We start from the raw sequence: 21729 nt of genomic DNA on the forward strand, positions 1-21729 counted from the left end.
TTTCGTGACTAGCGATTATTTTTTAAGAGGATAAAACTTTCGTCATTTTGATATGCGGCATATCAGCGTCTAAGAAGACCTCTCCTTCGGTTTGATACCCTAATTTTTGATAAAATTCTTGTGCGGTCAATTGAGCGCCTAAGGTAATTTTTTTGATATGCTGGGTTCGGGCAAATGCTTCGGCGCCATCAATCAAAATGCGGCCATATCCGTGTCCGCGATGCACTTTGGGCACGGCCATTCGCTGTAATTTCATGATGTGATCGGTGAGTGGCAAGAAGCGGAGCGTTGCTACTGGCTGATTTTGGTCATCATATAAGACAAAATGGATGGCCAAAGCTTCATTTTCATCCACTTCTAATGCGAGTGGCACACCTTGTTCTTTGACAAATACCGTATTTCTGATTTTTAAGGAAGCTAAATAGATTTCACTTAGCGTATCTTTTGTTTGTGCAACATGCATATCAGTTCACCTCAATAAATTTTTGATTATTTTTATTTGATTATTTTTATTTGATTATTTTTAATAGTATAGCATTTTTTTCTATAAAAAATCTTTTTCCTCCTTAAGTCGCAAGCTTTTTTTTACGAAGTATTCTATAATGTAGAAAAAAGGAGGGAATTATTTGTTCGATAAAATCAAACAATCAAAACTGTTCTTTTGGTCGTTAGAGTCTTTGGTTATAGTGACACTGGTTTTTGTCCTAAGTAAAATCAATTTCTTATTCGCACCAGTTGGAACATTTTTTTCTACTTTATTCGCCCCGGTCTTGATTGCGGGTTTTCTATACTATCTCCTAAACCCAATCGTGGTTTTTCTCATGAAAACGACGAAACTGAAAAGGGTTTTTGCGGTGATCATTGTTCTGTTGCTATTGTTGGGTGCAATCGTTTTGATGTTCTTCAGCGTGATCCCGAATTTGATCAGCCAAATTTCGTCATTGGCAGAAAATATTCCTAGTTTTGCCCGCAACATGGAAAACTGGATATACTCGATGGCTGATGATCCATTCTTTAAACAAATCGATATTGCGCAACAACTTGAAAATTTAAACCTTTCCTATGGAACGATCATTCAACAGTTTTTGAGCGGTCTGTCTACTAGCTTGGGATCGATCGTCGGCACGATTGCGTCGGCAACAATGATTATAGTGACAGTCCCTTTTATCTTGTTTTATATGCTGAAAGATGGCGAAAAATTGGTTCCGAATATCCAAAGTGTTTTTCCTGAAAAAAGACGGGAACAAATTGTCGGTCTATTGAGTGATTTGAATAAAACGTTGTCGAATTATATCAGTGGGCAGGCAATCGAGTGTATTTTCGTTGGGACCTTTACGTTTATTGGTTACTGGATCATAGGGGTCAATTATGCCTTCCTTTTCGGTGTGATTGCTGGAATCACGAATTTGATTCCTTACTTGGGACCTTATCTTGGGTTGATTCCTGCAGTGCTGGTCACGATTTTTGACGAGCCATTCCGTGCGCTGCTTTGTTGTGTGGTAGTTTTGATCGTGCAACAACTTGATGGCAACGTCATTTATCCAAACGTAATCGGTAAATCATTGGCGATCCATCCTTTGACCATCATCTTGGTTTTATTAGTGGCTGGAAATATTGCTGGACTATTGGGTATTTTCTTAGGCGTGCCTTTCTATGCTATTTGTCGAACGATCGTGATTTTTATTGCACGTTTGGTGAGAGATGATAAGAGTAAGAAGAATCAAGAACGCCTTTTTGAATGATAAGAGTGACTGATGTTTTTTATTGCAAAGAAAAATAGTTTGTGATACGATTTTATCGTGGGCATAGCCCACGATTTTTTTTAGAATAAATGGAAAATAAGGAGAGAATGCTATTATGAATGCTGACCCCGAGAGTCAGTCGCTTTTAGCGCAAATTTTATTGTTGATCGTTTTGACATTAATCAATGCCTTTTTAGCGGCTTCGGAAATTGCGGTTGTTTCAGTCAACAAAAACCGTATTGAACAAAAGGCGGAAGAAGGAAATGTCAAATCACAAAAATTATTGAAAGTTATTGAGAATCCAACAAACTTCTTGTCAACGATCCAAGTTGGGATCACACTAGTCAATATCTTATCTGGGGCTTCTCTGGCAGACACGCTTTCAACTAAACTAGCACCGTATCTAGGTGGAGGTTCAGCTGCCAAAAGTTTAGCGAATATCATTGTATTGGCAATATTGACGTATGTGTCGATCGTTTTTGGTGAGTTGTATCCAAAACGAATTGCGATGAACAAGTCAGAGGAAGTTGCACAATTTACTTCTGGTGTCATTCGTGCGATTGGAACGATCGCAAAACCATTTGTTTGGTTCTTATCTGCCTCAACTAGTTTGCTGGCACGAATCACACCGATGGAATTTGATGATGAAGATACGAAAATGACCCGAGATGAAATGCGGTATATGTTGGAAACTGAAGGTGTATTTGAAGAAGATGAGTTGGAAATGCTGCAAGGGATCTTCTCATTGGATACCAAAGTTGCCCGTGAAGTGATGGTTCCACGTACCTCAGCTTTCATGGTGGATATCAATGACTCAGTAGAAGAAATTTTGAATGAAATTTTAGCAGAAAACTATTCTCGTATTCCTGTATATAACGAGGACAAAGATAAAGTTGTTGGTGTGTTGCATACCAAAAATCTTTTGAAATGTGCTTATCAGTACGGATTTGAATCAATGGATATCAAACAAATCCTGCAAGAACCATTATTTGTTCCGGAAACAGTTTTTATTGATGACTTATTGTATGAATTGAAGAAAACCCAAAATCAAATGGCGATTTTACTTGATGAATATGGTGGAGTCGTCGGTCTTGTGACATTAGAAGACTTATTAGAAGAAATCGTTGGTGAAATCGATGATGAATCGGATGAAGTTGAAGAGTTATATGAGAAAATCTCCGATCATGAATATGTGATCCAAGGTCGAATGTTGATCGATGATTTTAACGAAGCATTTAATATGAGTTTGCATATGAGTGATGTCGACACGATGGCGGGGTATTTGATCACTGCATTAGGAATGATTCCTGATGATGGAGAAAAACTTTCATTTGAAGTGGATAATGTGACGCTGATTTCAGAGGAGATGGAAGGATCCAGAGTATTGAAGATTCGTGTGAAATTCCATGATCCTGAAGATCACGACATTGAACCGGAAGAAGAAAGACGCTATTTCCGCAAAGATTTTGAACAAGATGAACCAAGAAGATAACCAATTAGAACCAGCGTTTTTGGGCGCTGGTTTTTTGTTTGTGCATTTTTTTTTAGAATCCTCTTGTATTGTCGAAAAGAAAAAGGTAGGATATAAGAGTAAATTAGTACAGTCAAAAAACAGATAAAAGAACGTTCATAATTTTAAAAATGAGCATTTTAGTTGCAATTTTCTTTAAATAAAGCGAGTATAGATGATAAACGATAACGGATGGAGGATGCTTTTAATGAAGTTTTTTCGTATGCCCAGTGATGATATTCGGATGAATTTGGCAACTGAAGAATATTTAATGGATAACGTAGATATTGAAGAACCATGTTTGCTGTTATATATACAAAAACCATGTGTTATAATCGGAAGAAACCAAAATGCCTATCAAGAAATCGATTTGGCCTATTTACAGTCTAAATCCATTGTATTGACTCGTCGGACTTCCGGTGGTGGTGCAGTTTATGATGATTTGGGTAATATGAGTTTTAGTTTTGTCACCAAAAAGGACGCAACTCGATTTGGTGATTATCATTCAGCTACCCAACCTATCATGAAAGGCTTAGAAGCGATGGGGGCAACTGGTATCACCGTCCATGGACGAAATGATCTTTATATTGAAGACAAAAAGTTTTCGGGAAATGCTATGTATACCAAAAAGGATCGTACATATGCGCATGGTACGTTGATGTTCGATGTCGATCTTGATGCTTTGACACAAGTACTGCATGTTGCCGAAGAAAAAATCGCTTCAAAAGCAACAAAATCAGTCAGAAAAAGTGTGACCAATATCAAACCTTATCTATCAGAAGTATATCGTGACCTTGATACTTACGCATTTCGTGATGTGTTGTTGTGTCATATCTATGGTGTTGCATCGATCGAGGAAATCAGTGAAAAAGAACTGCGATTGACGGATGCCGATCAGCAAGCAATTGACGCTTTATACCGTGAACGTTATGCAAATCCGCAATGGATTTTTGATGAAGCGCCGGCTTTTGACTGGCAAAAAAGAAAGCGATTTGATCAAGTGGGCATCGTAGAGATCAATTTTTCTGTTGCCAAAGGGTTGATCACTGCTATGAAAATCAATGGTGACTTTTTTGGTCAAAAAGAGATCGAAGCGTTACAAGCAGCATTGATTGGTCTGCCTTTTCAATACGAAACGATCAAAAAGATGTTATCAGAGCAGCGGTTGGATCAATATATCTACCAAATGACGAAGGATGATTTTCTAGATTTATTGTTTCATTAAGGGGGCAATCATGTTAAACATTGAAGGGGTGTCAAAGCGTTATAGCAAGCCGATTTTAGATCAACTTTCTTTCACGGTAGACGCTGGTGAAATCGTCGGAGTGGTTGGAAAAAGCGGATCAGGCAAATCGACCTTGCTGCGCATATTGAATTTGATCGAGGAACCGGATACTGGAGAGATCATGATCGATGGACGAGACATCAGACGGCTAAATAAAAAACAGCGGCTTGAGATGCAACGAGAAATTGGCATGGTTTTTCAAAACTATAACTTATTAAATAATCTGACGGTTTTCGAAAACGTCTATTTGCCTCTTAAGCTATCGGGGCGAACTGATGAAGCCGTTACTGAAATGTTGGCATTTGTGGGGATGACGGATAAAGTCAATGATTATCCTTCAAAGTTAAGTGGAGGCGAAAAACAGCGGGTGGCAATTGCCAGAGCGTTGATCAGAGAACCGAAAATCTTGCTCTGTGATGAACCAACGAGTGCTTTAGACGAGGATACCAAGAAAGATATCATCGCGTTATTACAAAACGTGCAAAAGACGTTTAAACCAGCAGTTGTTTTTGTTAGCCATGAACTTTCGGTCGTTCGACAACTTTGCCAACGGGTCTATGTTCTTGAGTCGGGCCGTTTTACGGCTGCTTTTGACCATCAGCCGCGAATGATCAAAGCATCAAATCTCAGTTATCTTGAACAAGTAGAGAGGAGTTTGCTGCATGTCGATTACTGAGAGTATTCGTTATTATTTACCGGAGTTATGGCAAGCTTTGGCTGAGACAGGAATCATGATGGGTATTTCCATTAGTGCGGCGATTGTTTTAGGATTGCCGTTAGGTGTGATGATGTATTTGACAAGGAAACGTTCTTTTTCACTATCTTATGAAAGCTTGAATTTGCTTGTTACGATCATTCGTTCTTTTCCGTTTTTGCTGTTTGTTGTGGCGCTGATCCCTGTGACACGGTTGATCTTAGGCAGTTCCTTTGGACCGATCCCAGCTAGTCTGCCGTTGAGTATCGTGGCAATCAGTATTTATGCTCGTCTGACAGAACAAGTTTTATTGGATGTACCAGAAGATGTCACCTTGCTCGCACACTCATTAGGTGTCGACCGATGGCAATATATTCGCTCGTTTTTGTTATTAGAAGCTAGAAGCGGATTGGTTTTGGCCTTGACGACGACGATCGTCAGTATGGTTTCTTATTCGACAGTCATGGGTATCGTTGGTGGTGGAGGGATCGGTGATTTTGCGATTCGCTATGGCTACCAACGGTATGAGTATGGTGTGATGTATTTCGCCATTCTGATTATCATCATTTTGGTTTTTATCCTGCAATGGATTGGCAATCTAACAGCAAAACGGTTAGATAAAAGAAAATAGGAGGAAAAAGTAAATGAAAAAAGGAATAGTAGTAGGTTTAGGATTATTGGCATTGGGTGTGTTGGCTGCTTGCGGTTCAACAGCGAGCAATGAAAGCAGCGAAGACAAAGTGATCAAAGTTGCTTCGCAAACGACACCCATGACTGATGTCGTCAAAGTAGCAGGAGAAGCAGTCGAGGACGGTTGGACCATTGAGCTGGTTCAAGTCAATGACAACATTCAATACAATGAATTGTTGAATAATAAGGAAGTAGATGCCAACTTTGCGCAGCATCAACCTTACATGGAAAAATTCAACGAAGAAAAAGATGCTCATTTAGTGGCATTGGACAAAATCTATAATGCCAAAGTTGGTTTTTATTCTAAAGACTATACAGATATTGCAGACATTCCAGAAGGAACGAAAGTAGCTCTGCCAAATGATGTCTCAAATGAAGGCCGAGCATTGGCTATTTTAGCTGAACAAGGGTTGATCACATTAAAAGATGGTGTTGGGGTCAATGGTACGTTGAAAGATGTTACAGAGAATCCGAAAAAATTCGAATGGTTATCTGTAGATTTGCTGAACTTAGCGGAAGCTTATGATGAACCAAATGTTTCGTTGGTTTATAACTATCCAACATATATTGCAAAAATTGGCTTAAAACCTGATGACGCCCTCTTTTTAGAAAAAACGATCGATGATCGCTTTGCCATTTCATTAGTGGCGCGGGAAGACAATCAGGATTCTGAAAAAATCAAGGTCCTGCGTAAAGCAATGACCAGTGACAAAGTCAAAGAATTTTTAGAAAAAGATCATAGTGATACATTGGTTCCTGCATTTTAATCGAATCTGTTTCAACAATACCCATTCCAGCATTTCTCTAAAGACGTGTGGAATGGGTATTGTTGCGTTTTTTTCTTTTTTCTGACCTATTTCCATGATATACTGATTTGGTCAGAAATCTTGCAGAGCAACCCTCTGTGTATACGTAAATATAGAAATGGAGTTACATAATCAATGGATAACCCTAAATTAAAACAACAAGTAGATAGTCGCCGTACTTTTGCGATCATCTCTCACCCGGATGCTGGGAAAACAACGATCACTGAACAACTGCTCTTATTTGGCGGCGCGATCCGTCAAGCTGGAACCGTCAAAGGGAAAAAGACAGGTAATTTTGCGAAATCTGACTGGATGGAGATCGAAAAACAACGGGGAATCTCAGTGACCAGTTCTGTGATGCAATTTGATTATCAAGGAAAACGTGTCAATATTTTGGATACACCAGGACACGAGGATTTCTCTGAAGATACTTATCGTACATTGATGGCGGTCGATAGCGCAGTCATGGTCATTGACAGTGCAAAAGGGATCGAAGCACAAACCAAGAAACTATTCCAAGTTGTCAAAAAACGCGGTATTCCAATCTTTACTTTTATCAACAAGTTGGACCGTGACGGTCGAGAACCATTGGACTTATTAGAAGAATTAGAAGACCTATTGGCAATCGAATCTTTTCCAATGAATTGGCCGATCGGTATGGGGAAAGGCCTTGAAGGCTTATACGACATTCACAATCAACGGGTCGAGTTTTATCGACCAGATAATCATGGCGGCGAACGTTTGGTACCACTTGATGAGCAAGGGCATATGCCGGCAGATCATCCCTTCAGCCAAGATGGTCTGTTCCAACAAGTATTAGAAGAAGTCGAATTACTGCAAGAAGCGGGGGATTCTTTTGATACCGAAAAAATCGCACGTGGGGAACAAACACCTGTATTCTTTGGTTCAGCTTTGACCAATTTTGGGGTGCAAACCTTCTTAGAAACATTCTTGCAGTTTGCGCCGGCACCTTATGGGCATAAAACATTGGCTGATACAGAAGTCAGTCCCTATGAACCTGAAATGTCAGGTTTTGTCTTCAAAATCCAAGCCAACATGAATCCAGCCCATCGTGACCGGATCGCATTCGTGCGCATCTGTTCAGGTACCTTTGAGCGGGGGATGGATGTGACTTTAGAGCGCACAGGCAAGAAAATGAAATTAAGTAATGTGACACAATTTATGGCAGATACCCGCGAGAATATCGAAGAAGCGGTTGCCGGGGATATTATTGGTGTTTATGATACTGGAAATTATCAAATCGGTGATACGATCTATGAAGGTAAATTAAAGGTAGCGTACGAAGAACTGCCTTCATTTACACCGGAATTATTTATGAAAGTGACAGCCAAAAATGTCATGAAGCAAAAATCATTCCATAAAGGAATCTATCAACTGGTCCAAGAAGGCGCCATCCAACTCTATAAAACATATTTGAGTGATGAGTATATCATCGGGGCTGTTGGTCAATTGCAGTTTGAAGTATTTCAATACAGAATGCTGAACGAATACAATGCTGAAGTGATCATGACTCCAATGGGGAATAAGATTGCCCGTTGGATCGATCCTAAAGACTTGGACGAACGCATGAGTTCGAGTCGGAATATTTTGGCCAAAGACCGCTTTGACCAACCTTTATTCTTATTTGAAAATCAATTTGCGATGCGCTGGTTTGCGGATAAGTATCCAGATGTTGAATTGAAGACCTTGATGTAAGGAACGTTAGATGGGTTAAGGCAAGGATAAAGCGGTATTTGACCGCAAAAAAATATATCTATAAAAGAGGGCGGCGACAGTCATCTTTTATAGATATTTTTTTGTTTAATTTGAGGGGGATAAATTCTTTTGAATCGAAATCTCTACGACGTCCGGCAGTTGAATAACAGAGATACTTGCAGGATCATAGGAGCCGTCCGGTAATTTCTTTAAAAAGTAGTCGATGATTTCATCAACCTCTGTCTGTCTGATGTTGCGTTTTTTGTTGATCAGCAAAATTTCGTTATGATAAGGGGCAGAAGTAAAGATCACCGTTGTATCACCCGCGGTGTAAACCTTTACAAGTTCCGCATCCGTATTTTCTAACTGATTCATCACTAGTCGAGAATGGCTGTTGGTCACATTAATCAATTTCACCAGACTCACCTCACATTCTATGTATTTATTAATAACATTATAGGGCGTTTTTTTTCAAAAGAAAAGCCAGACAACTCGGAAAATCCAATTTTTTGGGTAACAGAGTTGTCTGGCATAAACATCCGACATGTCAAGTCATAAAGATAACTTATTCTTGTTCGGTGTCACTTGTGATTTGTTGCGGTTCTTCGATCGGTGTTTTTGCAGTGACGATGATTTTGTCTGAATCATCGATCTCAGCTTGCAATTCCCGCACTTCTGGATGTTCCAAATAGTATTCGGCAATGCCGTCTTCGATTTGGTCTTGGATCGTTCGACGCAATGGACGGGCGCCCATCGTCGCACTATAGCCCAGATCAACTAATTTTTCTTGAACATTTTGCGGAACATCGATAGATAACTTTTGTTGACGCAAAGTTTGATTCACTTCGTCCAGCATCAATGAAACAATCGATAATAAATTTTCTTTGCTTAATGATTTGAATTCAATGATACCGTCAAAACGATTCAAGAACTCAGGTGTAAAGTAGTTGTTCAATTGGTTGAGTACAGAGCGTGTGATACCTTCTCTGGCTGCACCAAAACCAACATTGGCTTCGACTTTGCCGGTACCAGCATTACTGGTCATAATGATCAAGGTATCTTTGAAGCTGACCGTTCTGCCTTGGGCGTCTGTTAGGCGGCCATCATCTAAGATCTGCAAGAACATATGCAAGACGTCTGGATGGGCTTTTTCAACTTCATCCAATAAAATCAAGCTGTATGGATTACGACGAACTTTTTCAGTCAATTGGCCAGCTTCTTCATAACCAACATAGCCTGGAGGAGAACCAATCAATTTTGCCACACTATGTTTTTCCATGTATTCTGACATATCAAAGCGAATCATGGAATCAGCTGAACCAAATAATTCATAAGCCAGTTGTTTTGCCAATTCAGTTTTACCAACACCTGTTGGTCCAACAAATAGGAAAGAGCCAATTGGACGATTTTGCTTGCCTAACCCTACACGGTTGCGACGGATCGCTTTGGCAACTTTGTCGATAGCTTCTTGTTGACCAATGACTTTGGCCTTTAAATCGTCAGCTAGATTTTTTAATTGCGTTTGTTCTTTTTCTTTCAAATCACCGACAGGTATATTGGTACGTTCTTCAACGATTTGTTCCAAATCTTTTTCAGTGATAACTGGTGTTTCTTCATCGCTGATTTGACGCTCTTTCATTTTTTGTAATTTATTGATTTGATCACGATAATAAGCAGCTTTTTCAAAGTCCTCTTCTTGGGAAGCGGCTTGTTTTTGTGCTTCAGCTTCTTGTAATTTCTTATCGATCATTTTTGGATCAACGATTTGGATCGTTAAGTTTTTCTTCGATCCGGTTTCGTCTAATAAATCGATCGCTTTATCTGGTAAGAAGCGATCTTGTATATAGCGATTTGATAAAGTCGCTGCTGCTTGAATGGCTTCGTCTGTATAGCGAACATGATGGTAGTCTTCATAACGAGGTTGCAGACCTTTTAAAATACGAATCGTTTCTTCCACAGTTGGTTCATCCACCCGAACGGGTTGTAAACGCCGTTCCAAAGCAGCGTCTTTTTCGATGATACGATATTCATTCAATGTCGTAGCACCAACCATTTGCAGTTCGCCTCGAGCCAGAGCAGGTTTTAAAATATTGCCGGCATCCATATTGCCATCACCAGCAGCCCCAGCACCAACGATTTCATGGACTTCATCAATAAACAAAATCACATTTTCAGCTTGTTTGATTTCTTCAATCAATTTTTGGATCCGTTCTTCAAATTGTCCACGGATCCCGGTACCTTGAACAAGGGATGCGACATCTAAACGGATGACTTCTTTGTCCATCAATTTTTGCGGTACATCGCCATCGACGATTTTTTGGGCTAATCCTTCGACAACGGCAGTCTTACCAACACCAGGTTCACCTATTAAAACAGGGTTGTTTTTGGTTCGACGATTCAAAATCTCGATCACTCGTTTGATCTCGCTGTCTCGACCAACAACTGGATCTACTTCACCATCTCGAGCCATTTGTGTGATATTGATGCCATATTCTCCCAACAGTCCGTTGGCGGCTTGATTGTTTCGAGGTGGTTGACCACCCATGAAGCCGTTGCCTCCTGTTTGGGTTGGTGGTACTTGTTCAGAAGGATTTCCTTGCTGCATTTGGCGGGACATTTGACGGAATAGATCATCTAAATTTCCAAACCCGAATGGATCTTGTGCCATGGCGGCAGCAGCATTTCCAGATTGAGATTTTAATTTTTGATAACAACTTTGACAATAATCCAATTGTTTTCTTTGACCATTGACGTTGGCGTATAAATGAATCGACGCTTCATTTTTGCCACAATTTTGACAAAGCATAGATACACGACCTTTCTTATAGTTATCCTTCATCATCTAGGGATGTGTTTTTTACCTAATGGATGATGATAAAAGGGAGGGTCATATGTCAAAGGTCCATTGACCTTTACTGACCATAATTCTATTATACTAACTTTTTATCAGACTGCAACCATTTAAACTTGGATGTTTTAAAGGATTTGATCTCTTGTTTAGACAACTTTTCAAGAGTAGATCTATCACTTATAATAGAGAGAAAGAGGTGAGAAGCAGAAAAATGGAAAACATTGATTTTAGTACGAGTATCGACCAATTGAGAAACGGGGAAATCAACGAGTTACTTGTTTCGCAGCCGCAATTTTTGGCTTTTCGCGATGTATGGTTGCAACTTGATGACCGTGTCAAATTCGTGGGAGAAGCTGGTCTGAATGGAAATATCATTTACCGATATCAGCCAGAAAATAAATAGGCATTGTATTTCAATCGTATATTTGAGAGAAAACGGTTGTCTAACTTAGAAAAAAATGGTAATCTTAACAGTTGAAAGGGTGATTTTTTTATAGTGCTTTTGGTGCGATGAAAAGATGCCTTCACACAAAAAAATGGTTCATAAGGGAGATTGATCAATATGGAAAAGAAAGATTTTCACGTAGTTGCTGAGACAGGTATCCACGCACGTCCAGCTACATTATTAGTACAAACAGCAAGCAAATTTAATTCTGATATCAACCTAGAATATAAAGGTAAATCAGTAAACCTTAAATCAATCATGGGCGTTATGTCATTAGGCGTTGGCCAAGGTTCTGACGTAACGATCACTGCTGAAGGTGCTGACGAAGCAGATGCAATCGCTGCAATCGTTGAAACAATGAAAAAAGAAGGTTTGTCTGAATAATGGTTGAGATGCTAAAAGGAATTGCTGCTAGTGATGGTGTTGCCGTTGCGAAAGCCTACCTGTTAGTACAACCTGATTTATCTTTTTCGAAAGTAACAGTTGAAGATACGGCAGCAGAGGAAGCACGTTTAGATGAGGCGTTGGCTAAGTCAACTGCGGAATTGCAACAAATCCGCGACAAAGCTGCGCAAACATTAGGCGAAGCAGAAGCACAAGTATTTGACGCACATCTAATGGTTCTTTCAGATCCAGAAATGATTGGTCAAATCAAACAAAATGTGTCAGACAACAAAGTCAATGCTGAAGCAGCATTGAAAGAAGTGACTGACATGTATATCGGTATGTTTGAAGCAATGGATGACAATGCTTACATGCAAGAACGGGCAGCAGATATCAAAGATGTCGCGAAACGTATCTTGGCGCATTTGCTAAATGTAACCTTGCCAAACCCTTCAATGATCAACGAAGAAGTCGTCGTTGTTGCTCATGACTTGACACCAAGTGATACAGCACAATTAGACCGCAACTTCGTAAAAGCTTTTGTAACAGATATTGGTGGACGTACGTCTCACTCTGCAATCATGGCCCGGTCATTAGAAATTCCAGCAATCGTTGGAACGATGGAAATTACCGCTAAAGTGAATGCGGGAGATATTTTAGCTGTAAACGGCATCGTTGGTGATGTGATCGTGAATCCAACTGATGATCAAGCAGCTGAATTTATCAAAGCAGGAGAAGCTTACGCACAACAAAAAGCAGAATGGGAAAAATTGAAAGATGCTGAAACAGTGACCGCTGATGGCAAGCACTTTGAATTGGCTGCAAATATTGGTACACCTAAAGATTTAGCTGGTGTCCACAACAATGGTGCAGAAGCAATTGGTTTGTACCGTACTGAATTCTTGTATATGGATTCTCCTGATTTCCCAACAGAAGAAGACCAATACAAAGCTTATAAAGCAGTTTTAGAAGGAATGGATGGCAAACCAGTTGTTGTTCGTACAATGGACATCGGCGGGGATAAAGAACTTTCTTATCTAAAACTACCTCATGAAATGAATCCTTTCTTAGGCTATCGTGCATTGCGTATCAGTTTGTCTGAATTAGGCGACGATATGTTCCGTACGCAATTACGTGCCTTGCTTCGTGCATCAGCTCATGGAAATCTACGCATTATGTTCCCAATGGTGGCAACATTGAAAGAATTCCGAGCTGCGAAGAAAATGTATGAAGAAGAACGTCAAAAATTGATTGATGAAGGTGTTGAAATTTCAAATGATATCCAAGTAGGTATCATGATCGAAATTCCAGCTGCAGCTGTTTTAGCGGATAAATTTGCTAAAGAAGTTGACTTCTTCAGTATTGGTACCAATGACTTGATCCAATACACAATGGCTGCCGATCGTATGAATGAACGCGTATCTTACTTATATCAACCTTACAACCCATCAATTTTACGTTTGATCAAAAACGTGATCGATGCAGCGCATGCTGAAGGCAAATGGGCTGGTATGTGCGGCGAAATGGCTGGGGATCAAACAGCTGTACCGTTGCTGGTAGGCATGGGCTTAGACGAATTTTCAATGAGTGCAACCTCTATTCTAAAAACACGCAGCTTAATGAAACGCTTATCTACTACTGATATGCAAGAGTTAGCAAAACGTGCTTTAGCAGATTGTGATACAATGGAAGAAGTTGTCGCATTGGTCGATGAGTATGTGAAGTAAGCAAACAGATAAGGGCAGTAAGCTTTCGCTTACTGCCCTTTTTTGTGTTCAAGAAGACGTCAGACAACGAACAGTTTTGTCATATCACACCCTTAAACGTTGCTATTTCTGGCGTTTCCAGTATCATGAAGAATAAAGATATGCATTATCTAAGACCATGGTAGGAGTGTGTCTGCTGCTGGCTATGCTATACTATATGTAGACATATTCAGTACCAAGGAGGAATTATTTTTGAAAGTACTTCTTTACTTTGAAGGAGAAAAACTATTAGCTAAATCGGGCATTGGGAGAGCATTGGCCCATCAACAACGTGCTTTGACTAATGTAGGTATCCCCTATACCTTGGATCGTCATGACGAAGATTATGATATTTTGCATATCAATACCTATGGTGTCAATAGTCTGCATATGGTAAATAAGGCGAAGCGACAAGGAAAAAAAGTCATTTATCATGCACATTCAACGGAAGAGGATTTTCGGAATTCGTTTATCGGTTCAAATCAGTTATCGCCATTATACAAAAAATATTTAGTCAATTTATACGCAAGAGCCGATCAACTAATCACGCCAACCCCTTATTCCAAAGAATTGTTAGAAAAATATGGACTGACTGTACCAATCAAGGCCATCTCAAACGGGATCGATTTGGCAAAGTATCAGCCAAAAGTCGAAAAAGAACAAGCATTCCGCGATTATTTCAATTTAGATGCACAGCAAAAGGTCATCATTTCTGTCGGTTTGTTTTTTGAACGCAAAGGTATTCTAGACTTTGTAGAGATCGCCAAACAATTACCAGAGTATACATTTATCTGGTTTGGGCATACGCCGATGATGACGATTCCTAAAAAAATTCGTGATTTGGTCAATGGCAACCATCCTGATAATGTATTGTTTCCAGGCTATATCAAAGGAGATATTATTGAAGGCGCCTATTCTGCGGCTGATTTATTCTTCTTTCCTTCTTATGAAGAAACAGAAGGAATTGTTGTTTTAGAAGCATTAGCAAGCAGACAACAAATCTTAGTCCGGGATATTCCTGTGTACAAAGGCTGGCTCGAAGAAAATGAGAATGCCTACATGGCCAAAGATAATCTAGGTTTTACCACTAAGATCAAAGCGATTCTTGATGGTCAACTCCCTAATTTAACGGATGCAGGGTATCGCACAGCGCAAGAAAAAAGTATCGATGCCATTGGACAAGAGTTGAAAGCTGTCTATCAGCAAGTATTGACAAAGAGTTAGCAATCATGCGAAGTTTGGAGGTACCGTTTTGAAAATCGGATTTTTCACAGACACTTACTTTCCGCAAGTCAGTGGTGTTGCAACATCAATCAAAACATTAAAAGAAGAATTAGAAAAAAAGGGCCATAAAGTCTATATATTTACGACAACAGATCCTAATGCTGCGTTGGATGAAGAAGATATCATCCGAATGCCTAGTGTTCCTTTTGTGTCATTCAAAGACCGGCGCATCGTGGTGCGAGGCATGGTATATGCCTATCTGATCGCAAAAGAGCTGGAATTGGAATTGATCCATACCCATACCGAATTTGGTGCTGGGATGTTAGGGAAAATGGTCGGTAAAAAGATGCAGATTCCCGTCATACACACCTATCATACAATGTACGAAGATTATCTTCATTATATTGCCAATGGCAAAGTGCTGCGTCCTGCGCATGTCAAATATTTGTCTCGCTTATTTGCCAACCATAGCACCGGTGTGGTCTGTCCTAGTGAACGGGTGATCGACACGTTGCGAGGTTATGGCGTTGTTTCTCCGATGCGCATCATTCCCACGGGTATAGAGGTGGAGAAATTCAGACGTCCGGATATTACCGCAGAGATGAAAAAAGCGTTGCGGCAACAATTGGCGATTGAAGAGAATCAACCAATGCTCTTGTCTTTGAGTCGTATTTCCTACGAAAAAAATATTCAAGCCATCATCGATGGCATGCCTGAAATCCTCGCATCGATTCCCGATGCCAAGTTGGTGATCGTTGGTAAAGGACCACATAAAGAAAAACTCGAAGAAAAAGCAGCGGCGATGCAATTATCTGATCATATTTATTTTGTTGGTGAAGTGCCAAATGATGAAGTAGCTATTTACTATCATGCAGCTGATTATTTTGTCAGTGCATCGACTTCGGAAACGCAAGGGTTAACTTACACTGAAGCGATGGCTGCGGGTACACCATTAGTGGTTGAAGGCAATGATTACTTAAATACATTGATCGATGATCCTTCTTTAGGGGTAACATATCAAACAGACCAAGATTTTGCCAAAACATTTATAGATTATGTCCAACAACAGATACCAGCTGATTCTGAAGTCTTAGCGCGTAAATTGTATGAAATCTCTGCGTTGCGATTTGGTGAATCGATGTTGTCGTTTTACCATGATATGGTGGCTTACTATGAAACAACCGAATTAGAAAAAGAGACGGAACAAACTTTGAAAAAGTTCAAAGTAAAATTGAAATCTTTCAGACGCTCCGTCGATTAAACAGAAAGTTTTCTCAAGTTCATGTTTTTAGCGTATACTATACTAAAGACATGAACTTTTTTGATATGGAGGAATGGACATGGAGCTAGGTTTTATTGGAACAGGCGTTATGGGTCAATCGATGGTAGGTCATTTGTTGGCGGCTGGGCATCAAGTATCAGTTTACAACCGCACAAAAAGCAAAACGGATGGATTGATCGAAAAAGGCGCCAAATGGGCAGACACCCCCTCAGAAGTAGCCGCCAATAGTCAGGTTGTTTTTACAATGGTTGGTTATCCTAGTGATGTAGAAGAAGTTTACTATGGAGACAAGGGTATTTTTCAAACAGATGTTACAGGTAAGGTGCTGGTCGACTTTACTACGAGTACACCAGACTTGGCAGAAAGAATTTTTCAAACAGCATCGGAAAATGGTGCAGCTAGTATGGATGCACCTGTGTCTGGCGGTGATCTAGGTGCGCAAAATGCCACATTGACCATCATGGCAGGTGGCGATCAAGCAACATATGAAAAGGTACTACCCTTGTTCAAAATTATGGGCAAAAGTTATCAATTACAAGGGGGACCTGGTAAAGGACAGCATACCAAGATGGCGAATCAAATCATGATTGCCGGTACGATGACTGGATTAACCGAAATGTTGGTCTATGCACAAGCAGCAGGTTTAGACTTGCCGCAAGTTATTCAAACCTTATCAGGTGGTGGAGCGAACAACTGGTCGATGACCAATTATAGTCCCCGCATTCTAAAAGAAGACTATTCGCCAGGCTTTTTTGTCAAACATTTTATCAAAGATTTGGGCATCGCCCTAGATGAAGCAGAAAAAATGAATGTGTTTTTGCCTAGTACCGCTTTAGCCAAATCACTCTACGATCAGTTAGCAAACAAAGGTTATGAAAACGATGGAACGCAAGCACTGATTAAACTTTGGTGGCAAGATGGAAAAAAATCGTAAAATCACAAAAAAAATTGTAAAAATCAATGCATGTTAGAGGATGTTTTGATACAATATAACGGACAGAAAAAGGAGGCTTACGAATGAAAAGTTCGCAATTAGTCGCTATCATCAAACGTTTAGAAGCGATGGTCGAAGCGCAAGACAGTGAAGTTCAAGTACGTCGTTTTGAAAAAGAAGGCGTCGAAAAATGTACCGTTACTTATGACCATTCAACTGAAACGTTTGAATTAACGGAAGCAGAAACAAATCAACCTTATCAATTTGATAATGTCGATATTGTAGCCATGGAAATTTATGATTTGATCCAATAAGAAAGAATGCTTCTTTCTGCATTCGCGTAAGTCGAAAGATTTATATCTCGCAATCCAATCATAAGAAAAGGAACTAAAAGTTGATCATTGATCGCTTTTAGTTCCTTTTTTTAGTGTTGCGTCTACCTTCAGCCCCTTATCAGCAAGCAAACGCTGTTGATAATGAAGGAGGATACACACCGGATCGAGGTCATTGGCGGTTAAAGGACGAAAATCATGTTCTGTGGCAATAGGTGTAAATACCTCATTGGCAAGACAAACTTTAGAATGAACGATTTGTCCAAAGTGGATTTGATAGTATTTGACGGCACGTATTTCCGTAGTATCAGGTAAGAAAATCGGTACTGATAAAATCCGATTTGGTGTATGCCAGAAATCATTGATCCGTTTGATTTCTTGGTAAAAGTTATTGGCGGCGACTAGCTCCTGTCGGAGTGTATGTGCTTGTTCAAAGAGCCATTGATCTGCTAGATATGCCAAACGTTGTTGATTCAAATCGAAAAAATCGGTAGGTTCTCCAGCAAAAAAATGGTTGATTTCTTGCCATTTTTCTATGTCTGATCGTGTCTTGATAATGGGCAATTGTTTTTCCAAGCGCAGTTTTGTCACGTGGTTGATTCCGTCTAGCAGATAGGTTTCTTTCAATAATTGAAAAATCAGCGTCAGCTGTTTCGGTCTTCTGAAAGGACCCAAAGACGCCGGCGTTCTTTTTTCTTGTAAGTGGAAATCCCTTTGACTTAAATCGAGATACCGATAATTAGCAGAATCATTCATTTGTCGATTATACATTGGATGGATCTGCTGGATCAGTTTGCACTCTAATAATAAGGCGTCTAATTCAGTATCGACATTGATCGTATCGAAATCAGCAATATTGTAGATCATTCTTCTTGTTTTTTTTGTATGTTGCTGATTCTTCCTAAAATACGAAATGACCCGAGACTTGAGTGACTTGGCTTTTCCCACGTAGACCACATCTCCATGCTGGTCTTTCATTAAATAAATACCTGGTGTTGAAGGCAAAGTATTGGCTTTCTTTTTTAATAGATTGATTTGTTGATTCATAGGATTCTCCTCATTTCCTCTAAAAGGTAGCAGAAGTGAAGCTTGATCGCAAGTGGTTTTAATATAGTATCAACAGGTATTTTCAAGTTAGTTTGACTATCAAGATATATTTTAAAGCGTATAGAGAGGATTTTGTCAACTCAAAACAAAATATTTCTTAGAAAATCCGTTTGAAAATAAAAATGTCCTTAAAAAAAGCAAAAGTTTAAAAATGTTCTTGCAATTCTTAATGACTTTCGATATAGTTTGACTATCAAATGATTTGATTATCAAAGTATTCGGATGGTGAACACTATGGAACCCAATTTAGAAACAGTCAATGACTATTTAGTCAGTGTCTTTAATGACATTTTAGTGATCGAAGAATCTGAATTGAAAAAATCACAATTCAAAGATCTTTCCATTACTGAAATGCATACCATCGAAGCAATCGGGATGTACAAAAAGAAGACGACGACTGAAGTTGCCAAAGAACTATCAATCACAGTTGGGACATTGACCATCGCGATCAATCGTTTGGTAAAGAAAGATTATGTAGAACGAATCCGTAGTGAAGATGATCGGCGGGTCGTAAAATTAGCGTTAACAAGAAAAGGAAAGCTGCTTTTTCGGGTGCACCAGCATTTCCATCGTGAGATGGTCAAAGGCGTACTTAGTCAAATGAATGATGAAGAAGAAAAGGCTTTACTGAAAGCACTAAAAAATCTGCATACCTTTTTACAAGAGTATAAGTGAGAATAATCGATGAATATGTTTGGGAAAATTACAGCGACAGCAAGTTATGTTCCTGAGAAGATCGTCACCAATGATGATTTGTCTCACTTGATGGACACATCAGATGAATGGATCTACTCTAGAACAGGAATCAAAGAAAGAAGAATATCCGTTGGTGAAAATACATCGGATCTTTGCTTTAAAGTAGCTGTTAGACTACTGGAAAAAGCAAATATTGCACCTGAAGAACTTGATTTTATTTTAGTTGCAACGATCACACCTGATTTCAATACACCGGCGGTTGCTTGCCAAGTGCAAGGAATGATCGGGGCAGCTAATGCTTTTGCTTTTGATATCAGCGCTGCGTGTGCTGGTTTCGTCTATGCTTTGTCTATGGCTGAAAAGTTGATCAGAACTGGATCAAAAAAAGGTCTGGTCATTGGCGGCGAAGTTTTATCAAAAGTGTTGGATTGGGAAGACCGCTCATCGGCTGTTTTATTCGGTGATGGCGCGGCTGGTATCGTTCTAGAAGCAACAAATGAGCAGCATATCCTCAAAGAAAGCCTCAAGGCGGATGGAACAAGAGGAATGTCATTGACTTCTGGTTTTCGCAGCAATCACAATCCTTTTTCAACCAATGCACCCGCATATAATGCTTGTATGCAAATGGTTGGTCGAGAAATCTTTGATTTTGCGACACGGGATGTTGTGAAGTCGATTGCTGAAATCATTGAAAATCAAGAAGTGGATTTTTACCTGCTTCACCAAGCAAACGCCCGCATATTGGACAAAGTCGCGCGGAAGTTGAAACAACCGCGGGAACAATTCTTACAAAATATGCAATTTTATGGCAATACTTCAGCGGCTTCGATTCCCTTATTATTGGATGAAGAAGTCAAAAAAGGGACACTGTCACTGGGCAGTGGACAACGAGTGGTGTTCTCAGGTTTTGGCGGCGGATTGACATGGGGAACCATGCTCGCTACTTTATAGCCTGTTCACAAAATAAAATAATCAATAAGATAAGAAAACATATTGGAGGAAACAACACATGGTATTCGAAAAAATTCAAGAAATCGTAGCAGAAGAATTAGGCAAAGAAACAGAAGAAATCAAATTGAACACAAACATTCAAGAAGATTTAGAAGCTGACAGCTTAGATTTATTCCAAATCATCAATGAAATCGAAGATGAATTCGATGTAAAAATCGAAACAGAAGACGGCATCAAAACTGTTGAAGATCTAGTTAAATATGTAGAAAAACAACAAGCATAAAACAAAGGCTAGGCAAGCAGCCTAGCCTTTCCTTTTCATGTTTTAAGAACACGTTTATCGTTCCGATCGATTAAACCATGTTCTCCAATTCAAATGATGTAGATATAAAGGAGCAAAAGATGAAAACAGCTTTTCTATTTAGCGGACAAGGTGCCCAATACCAAGGTATGGGGAAAGAGTTGTATCAACAAGAAGCGATTGTTCGACAAACTTTTGATGAAGCCAGTGATGTGCTTGGCTACGATGTGGCCGCATTATGCTTTGAAGAAAATGACCGTTTAAATCAAACTGAATATACGCAACCGGCCATTTTGACAGTCAGTGTTGGCTTTTGGCGGGTATTAGATGAAAAAGGGATCCACGCCGATGCCATGGCTGGTCTTAGTTTGGGTGAGTATACAGCGTTGGTCGCAAGTCGCGCAGTGACGTTTGCCGATGCGGTGGCATTGGTGCAAAAACGTGGGAAGTTTATGACAGAAGCTGCCCCTGCTGGTACCGGTAAAATGGTAGCAGTGATGAACACACCAGCTGAAACCATTGAAGCTATCTGTAAAGAAGCGTCAAGTGTCGGTATCGTCTCGCCGGCCAATTACAATACGCCGCAACAAATCGTCATCGGCGGAGAAGCACAGGCTGTCGACCAGGCAGTTGCATTATTACAAGCTGCAGGCAGCAAAAGAATGATTCCGTTGAATGTTAGCGGGCCATTCCACACGGCATTGTTGGAACCAGCTGCCGATGCATTGGCCATTGAGTTGACGAATGTTGGTTTTGATCAACCACAAGTGCCTGTCATCAGCAATACCACAGCAGAACCGATGGCTTATGAAGCAATCAAAGATCTATTGACTAGACAGGTCAAATCACCCGTTCGATTCTACGAAAGTATCGCTACTTTGAAAGAAATGGGGATTGAACGAGTAGTTGAAATTGGACCTGGGAAAGTCTTGAGTGGTTTTATGAAAAAAATCGATAAAAATATCCAAACATTGCGTGTCGAAGACAGTCAAACCCTTGCAGATACGCTTGAAGCACTCAAATAGGAGGTATAT

At 39.9% G+C, this 21729-nt stretch carries 23 protein-coding genes; 19 read left to right on the forward strand and 4 right to left on the reverse strand.

What is annotated here, in order from left to right; translation table 11 throughout:
- Positions 1 to 22 precede the first annotated feature (22 nt).
- Positions 23 to 463, reverse strand: coding sequence for a GNAT family N-acetyltransferase (locus IGI41_RS05945; RefSeq protein WP_430612186.1), 441 nt, complete (start codon positions 461 to 463; stop codon positions 23 to 25).
- 163 nt (positions 464 to 626) lie between these two features.
- Between IGI41_RS05945 and IGI41_RS05950 the strand changes: the two genes are divergently transcribed.
- From IGI41_RS05950 to IGI41_RS05985, 8 genes are all read left to right on the forward strand, one after another.
- A complete protein-coding gene (locus IGI41_RS05950; protein WP_430612188.1) occupies positions 627 to 1742 on the forward strand; it encodes an AI-2E family transporter in 1116 nt (371 codons plus the stop codon).
- Between the two features lie 115 nt (positions 1743 to 1857).
- Positions 1858 to 3234 carry a hemolysin family protein gene (locus IGI41_RS05955; protein WP_430612190.1) on the forward strand — a complete coding sequence of 459 codons (1377 nt, stop codon included), beginning with the start codon at positions 1858 to 1860 and terminating at the stop codon, positions 3232 to 3234.
- The gene (locus IGI41_RS05960) at positions 3218 to 3361 is read left to right on the forward strand and encodes a hypothetical protein (protein WP_430612192.1); all 144 of its coding nucleotides are present in this window, start codon (positions 3218 to 3220) and stop codon (positions 3359 to 3361) included. The genes IGI41_RS05955 and IGI41_RS05960 overlap by 17 nt, the downstream gene beginning before the upstream one ends.
- Before the next feature lie 99 nt (positions 3362 to 3460).
- The gene (locus tag IGI41_RS05965) at positions 3461 to 4477 is read left to right on the forward strand and encodes a lipoate--protein ligase (protein ID WP_430612194.1); all 1017 of its coding nucleotides are present in this window, start codon (positions 3461 to 3463) and stop codon (positions 4475 to 4477) included.
- Positions 4478 to 4487: 10 nt separating this feature from the next.
- The gene (locus IGI41_RS05970; protein WP_430612196.1) at positions 4488 to 5213 is read left to right on the forward strand and encodes an ATP-binding cassette domain-containing protein; all 726 of its coding nucleotides are present in this window, start codon (positions 4488 to 4490) and stop codon (positions 5211 to 5213) included.
- Positions 5200 to 5862, forward strand: coding sequence for a methionine ABC transporter permease (locus tag IGI41_RS05975; protein ID WP_430612198.1), 663 nt, complete (start codon positions 5200 to 5202; stop codon positions 5860 to 5862). Before IGI41_RS05970 ends, IGI41_RS05975 begins: the two co-directional genes overlap by 14 nt.
- A gap of 13 nt (positions 5863 to 5875) precedes the next feature.
- Positions 5876 to 6688: a MetQ/NlpA family ABC transporter substrate-binding protein gene (locus IGI41_RS05980; RefSeq protein WP_430612200.1), complete on the forward strand. Its 813-nt coding sequence runs from the start codon at positions 5876 to 5878 to the stop codon at positions 6686 to 6688.
- Positions 6689 to 6862: 174 nt separating this feature from the next.
- On the forward strand, positions 6863 to 8443 hold the full coding sequence (locus IGI41_RS05985) for a peptide chain release factor 3 (RefSeq protein WP_430612202.1): 1581 nt from the start codon (positions 6863 to 6865) through the stop codon (positions 8441 to 8443).
- 105 nt (positions 8444 to 8548) lie between these two features.
- On the opposite strand, the gene IGI41_RS05990 is transcribed toward IGI41_RS05985, so the two are convergent.
- Positions 8549 to 8860 (reverse strand): DUF1827 family protein, encoded by a 312-nt coding sequence (locus IGI41_RS05990; RefSeq protein ID WP_430612204.1) that lies wholly within the window; start codon positions 8858 to 8860, stop codon positions 8549 to 8551.
- 148 nt (positions 8861 to 9008) lie between these two features.
- Positions 9009 to 11249, reverse strand: a complete 2241-nt coding sequence (locus tag IGI41_RS05995) for an AAA family ATPase (protein ID WP_430612742.1) — start codon at positions 11247 to 11249, stop codon at positions 9009 to 9011.
- A 256-nt stretch (positions 11250 to 11505) separates the two neighbouring features.
- Between IGI41_RS05995 and IGI41_RS06000 the strand changes: the two genes are divergently transcribed.
- From IGI41_RS06000 to IGI41_RS06030, 7 genes are all read left to right on the forward strand, one after another.
- Positions 11506 to 11697 carry a hypothetical protein gene (locus tag IGI41_RS06000; protein WP_430612206.1) on the forward strand — a complete coding sequence of 64 codons (192 nt, stop codon included), beginning with the start codon at positions 11506 to 11508 and terminating at the stop codon, positions 11695 to 11697.
- Between the two features lie 159 nt (positions 11698 to 11856).
- A complete protein-coding gene (locus IGI41_RS06005; RefSeq protein ID WP_003126335.1) occupies positions 11857 to 12123 on the forward strand; it encodes a phosphocarrier protein HPr in 267 nt (88 codons plus the stop codon).
- Entirely contained in the window at positions 12123 to 13850 is a 1728-nt protein-coding gene (gene ptsP / locus IGI41_RS06010; RefSeq protein WP_430612208.1) for a phosphoenolpyruvate--protein phosphotransferase, read from the forward strand. The genes IGI41_RS06005 and ptsP overlap by 1 nt, the downstream gene beginning before the upstream one ends.
- Positions 13851 to 14081: 231 nt before the next feature.
- On the forward strand, positions 14082 to 15092 hold the full coding sequence (locus IGI41_RS06015; RefSeq protein WP_430612210.1) for a glycosyltransferase family 4 protein: 1011 nt from the start codon (positions 14082 to 14084) through the stop codon (positions 15090 to 15092).
- Positions 15093 to 15120: 28 nt separating this feature from the next.
- Complete coding sequence (locus IGI41_RS06020; protein ID WP_430612212.1) at positions 15121 to 16353, forward strand: glycosyltransferase family 4 protein; 1233 nt, start codon at positions 15121 to 15123, stop codon at positions 16351 to 16353.
- 79 nt (positions 16354 to 16432) lie between these two features.
- Complete coding sequence (locus tag IGI41_RS06025) at positions 16433 to 17308, forward strand: NAD(P)-dependent oxidoreductase (RefSeq protein WP_430612214.1); 876 nt, start codon at positions 16433 to 16435, stop codon at positions 17306 to 17308.
- Positions 17309 to 17391: 83 nt separating this feature from the next.
- Positions 17392 to 17622: a YkuJ family protein gene (locus IGI41_RS06030; protein ID WP_054116346.1), complete on the forward strand. Its 231-nt coding sequence runs from the start codon at positions 17392 to 17394 to the stop codon at positions 17620 to 17622.
- 84 nt (positions 17623 to 17706) lie between these two features.
- On the opposite strand, the gene IGI41_RS06035 is transcribed toward IGI41_RS06030, so the two are convergent.
- Complete coding sequence (locus IGI41_RS06035; RefSeq protein WP_430612216.1) at positions 17707 to 18687, reverse strand: GIY-YIG nuclease family protein; 981 nt, start codon at positions 18685 to 18687, stop codon at positions 17707 to 17709.
- A 294-nt stretch (positions 18688 to 18981) separates the two neighbouring features.
- Here IGI41_RS06035 and fabT point away from each other — a divergent pair, with 294 nt between their 5' ends.
- The 4 genes from fabT to fabD all read left to right on the forward strand — a co-directional run bounded on the left by fabT (position 18982) and on the right by fabD (position 21720).
- Positions 18982 to 19422 carry a fatty acid biosynthesis transcriptional regulator FabT gene (gene fabT / locus IGI41_RS06040; RefSeq protein WP_430612218.1) on the forward strand — a complete coding sequence of 147 codons (441 nt, stop codon included), beginning with the start codon at positions 18982 to 18984 and terminating at the stop codon, positions 19420 to 19422.
- Between the two features lie 9 nt (positions 19423 to 19431).
- Complete coding sequence (locus IGI41_RS06045) at positions 19432 to 20394, forward strand: beta-ketoacyl-ACP synthase III (protein WP_430612220.1); 963 nt, start codon at positions 19432 to 19434, stop codon at positions 20392 to 20394.
- A gap of 58 nt (positions 20395 to 20452) precedes the next feature.
- Positions 20453 to 20677: an acyl carrier protein gene (locus IGI41_RS06050; protein ID WP_430612222.1), complete on the forward strand. Its 225-nt coding sequence runs from the start codon at positions 20453 to 20455 to the stop codon at positions 20675 to 20677.
- A 119-nt stretch (positions 20678 to 20796) separates the two neighbouring features.
- Positions 20797 to 21720 carry an ACP S-malonyltransferase gene (gene fabD / locus IGI41_RS06055; protein ID WP_430612224.1) on the forward strand — a complete coding sequence of 308 codons (924 nt, stop codon included), beginning with the start codon at positions 20797 to 20799 and terminating at the stop codon, positions 21718 to 21720.
- Positions 21721 to 21729 lie beyond the last annotated feature (9 nt).

This window comes from Enterococcus sp. DIV0876, from assembly GCF_050529585.1.
Classification (GTDB): Bacteria; Bacillota; Bacilli; order Lactobacillales; family Enterococcaceae; genus Enterococcus_D.